The 2,554-nt window shown below is 44.6% G+C and carries 3 protein-coding genes and 1 pseudogene; all 4 read right to left on the reverse strand.

Annotation, left to right across the window (positions count from 1 at the left end):
- Positions 1 to 907: 907 nt before the first annotated feature.
- On the reverse strand, positions 908 to 1,219 hold the full coding sequence (locus QUA16_RS36350) for an HNH endonuclease signature motif containing protein (protein WP_333181786.1): 312 nt from the start codon (positions 1,217 to 1,219) through the stop codon (positions 908 to 910).
- A gap of 219 nt (positions 1,220 to 1,438) precedes the next feature.
- Positions 1,439 to 1,750: pseudogene (locus QUA16_RS36355) on the reverse strand (group II intron maturase-specific domain-containing protein); the annotation flags it as partial.
- The gene (locus QUA16_RS36360) at positions 1,659 to 2,252 is read right to left on the reverse strand and encodes a reverse transcriptase/maturase family protein (protein ID WP_333109462.1); all 594 of its coding nucleotides are present in this window, start codon (positions 2,250 to 2,252) and stop codon (positions 1,659 to 1,661) included. The pseudogene QUA16_RS36355 and the gene QUA16_RS36360, both read right to left, overlap by 92 nt.
- A 46-nt stretch (positions 2,253 to 2,298) precedes the next feature.
- Positions 2,299 to 2,554 (reverse strand): hypothetical protein (locus QUA16_RS36365; protein ID WP_333181784.1); only part of this gene is annotated, 256 nt, incomplete at its 5' end.

Below are 2,554 nucleotides of genomic sequence, written 5' to 3' on the forward strand. Positions count from 1 at the left end.
ACTTGAGGGTAGCGGGTGTGAATCCGCTAGGGGAGAAGGCTCCCCGTTCTAAACGACCAGTTCAGGTCGCGCCCAGTTAACCTGGTTCCAGTCTTCAAGTCGTTTCTTTAGTCCGTTTGTTGTCATTGCTGACACCATCTAACTTGTCCTCAGATTTGATTCCTTTGTGAGAGTTTCTCTCGTATAAGACCCAGAAGAAGTCTGCTTTCCTTTCGGTCAGAGGTGATGTTCCACCCTCTATCCATCCCATTACAGGCTGGCGTTTGCTTGTTCTTCCATCCTTTACCCGACAGAGTGTTCTGTCCTTGTTACCTTAGACTTACTAAGAGTATTCGACCTCTCTTAGACTCTGTGGGGCTTACCCTGTTGTGTCGTTTAGTTTTTCCATCCCCCTTTAGGTGCTATCTATTCTGCGGTGGAGATGCGTGTTCACACAATTTATAGAAACCAAAACTATAAATCCTGTCCACTTACCTTTTGGTCAGAGCCTGTCAGCCTGATTTGGCTCCTTTTCGTATAACGCAGTTTAAAATGATAGTTCACTTGCGTTCACCATTGGAGGATTCCCCCTTGCACGCTTACCGCTTTAGGCTAGCAGTTTCAGTTACTTTCGTGGTCTGCATTCCATCTCGTTCATTGCTTACTTGAGGCGTGACCGGACTTCAAATGAAGTCTTTTACGTGGGAGTAGCGGGTGTGAATCCGCTAGGGAAGTGGGCTTCCCATACTAAACAACCTTTTCAGGTCGCGCTGGGTTAAACGAATCGCACTCTGTTTTTTCACCGAACGCAGGCAGCGAATCATTATCGAGAAAATTAAAGTCGGCGACACTCTCACGAGCGCCGCCGCTCTCCAAAACCGTGCGTGAAAATTTCTCTTCACACGGCTCCTCAATGACTCGGTGATTGTCACTCATACCGCGTTACCAACATATCCTCTTTCCAGAACCATTCTGTATGTGAGGGTGGCTTAGGTTTAGCACTTTTACAGCTAGATTTTGTACCCAGACTGCCATCTGTTGCAGTCTTTATATCGTGGCAATGTCTGTGAAGTAAATCCCAGTTTTCATAAGAATCCTTTCCACCTTTCGATTTAGGAATTCTGTGGTCAACTTCCATGACATCTTCGTCTCGAAAATGTAATCCGCAGTGAGAACATTTACCCTTTTGAATCTTAAGAAGTGTTGCCACTCTTTTGGGACTTTCAGGGTGTTTTCCCATTCTTGTACTCCAATACACTAAGTTTCCGTCGTATGGTGACGATTCGCCTTTAACTTTGGCATGGTCTATGATTTTTATTTGACCATGTTTGCGTAACCGGAGAGGGTTAGTCCCTTCTTCCCTGGTTGCGAATACCCAGTGATCATTGCCTATGGTTTGCCAGTATTTATTTGACACCCATGTTTTCGATTTTTTCGGATGGCGATGATTTGCCCAAGCTCTGAGTTTTTGATACACCAGGGAGTCTAATTTATAGAAGACTTTGCTACTTGGAACTGTTCGGTAATAGTTAGCCCACCCTATAATTAGAGAATTCAACCTCTTAATTAAATCTGATTGAGATTTGGCTGTGTGGATGTCTATTACTCTTGCGATTTCTTTGAGGTGTATTTTGACTTTTTCCGGGCTTGGGGTGATGATTGTACTGAAACCCAGTAGTTCACCTTGGGGATTTTTCCCGAAGCGTGTATTTGCCAGATGGATATTGCCTGACTTTAAACCCCAGGAAATCGAATCCTGGAGGCTGTCCATCGTGGCTGCTCATTGTGTGAGCTATCCTTGTTTTACTGGATTTTAGCTCCAAACCCATGCCTTTTAACCATTCAGAGATTATCTCTTTACACTTTTGAACAACGGTTAAATCACGCGCGAGAATTACGAAGTCATCGGCGTATCTTATTAAGGATATGCTTTTACATTTCTGTTGCCAGCTTATTTGTCCTTTTCCTGTTGACTTTTTGATGTCCAAGGTTTTGGCAAATTCCTTAATTCGATGTTCCATCCCGTGGAGGGCTATATTAGCCAGTAGTGGAGAAATGACTCCACCCTGTGGTGTTCCCTCAAGTGTTGGAAACAACTGCTGTCCGTCCATCACCCCCGCTCGGAGCCATGCCCTGATTTGGCGGCGTAAAAGCGGGAATGTATTTAATTTTTTAAGCAGTGCTTCATGGTCGATTTTGTCGAAGCATTTGGCGATGTCGGCATCTAGCACATATTTTTGCTTATACCTAATCGCATTAAATATTGCCCCGATAGCATCTTGGCACGAGCGTCCAGGTCTGAACCCATATTGGTTCGGTTCAAATCGCGCTTCCCATTCTGGTTAAGCGTGCCAGTTTAACAAGCGCCTGCAATGCCCGGTCTTTCATTGTCGGGATTCCTAAAGGTCGCTTCTCTTCTGTACCGGGCTTGGGAATCCATACTCGCCTGGTTGGGCTGACCTTTGAACTCAGGTTTATATTACTTATTACCCACATTTCGCACTTCAATAGCACTACATAGTATAGTACATTGCTACGCTGGAATGAATAAGCAAAAATACTTAGGAAATTTGAG

It is taken from the genome of Microcoleus sp. S13_C3 (genome assembly GCF_036700905.1).
Classification (GTDB): Bacteria; Cyanobacteriota; Cyanobacteriia; order Cyanobacteriales; family Microcoleaceae; genus Microcoleus.

Bases quoted from the DNA above. Each gene is read 5' to 3' on its own strand.
- QUA16_RS36350 (WP_333181786.1), bottom strand. From the start codon at position 1,219: ATGGGAAAACACCCTGAAAGTCCCAAAAGAGTGGCAACACTTCTTAAG.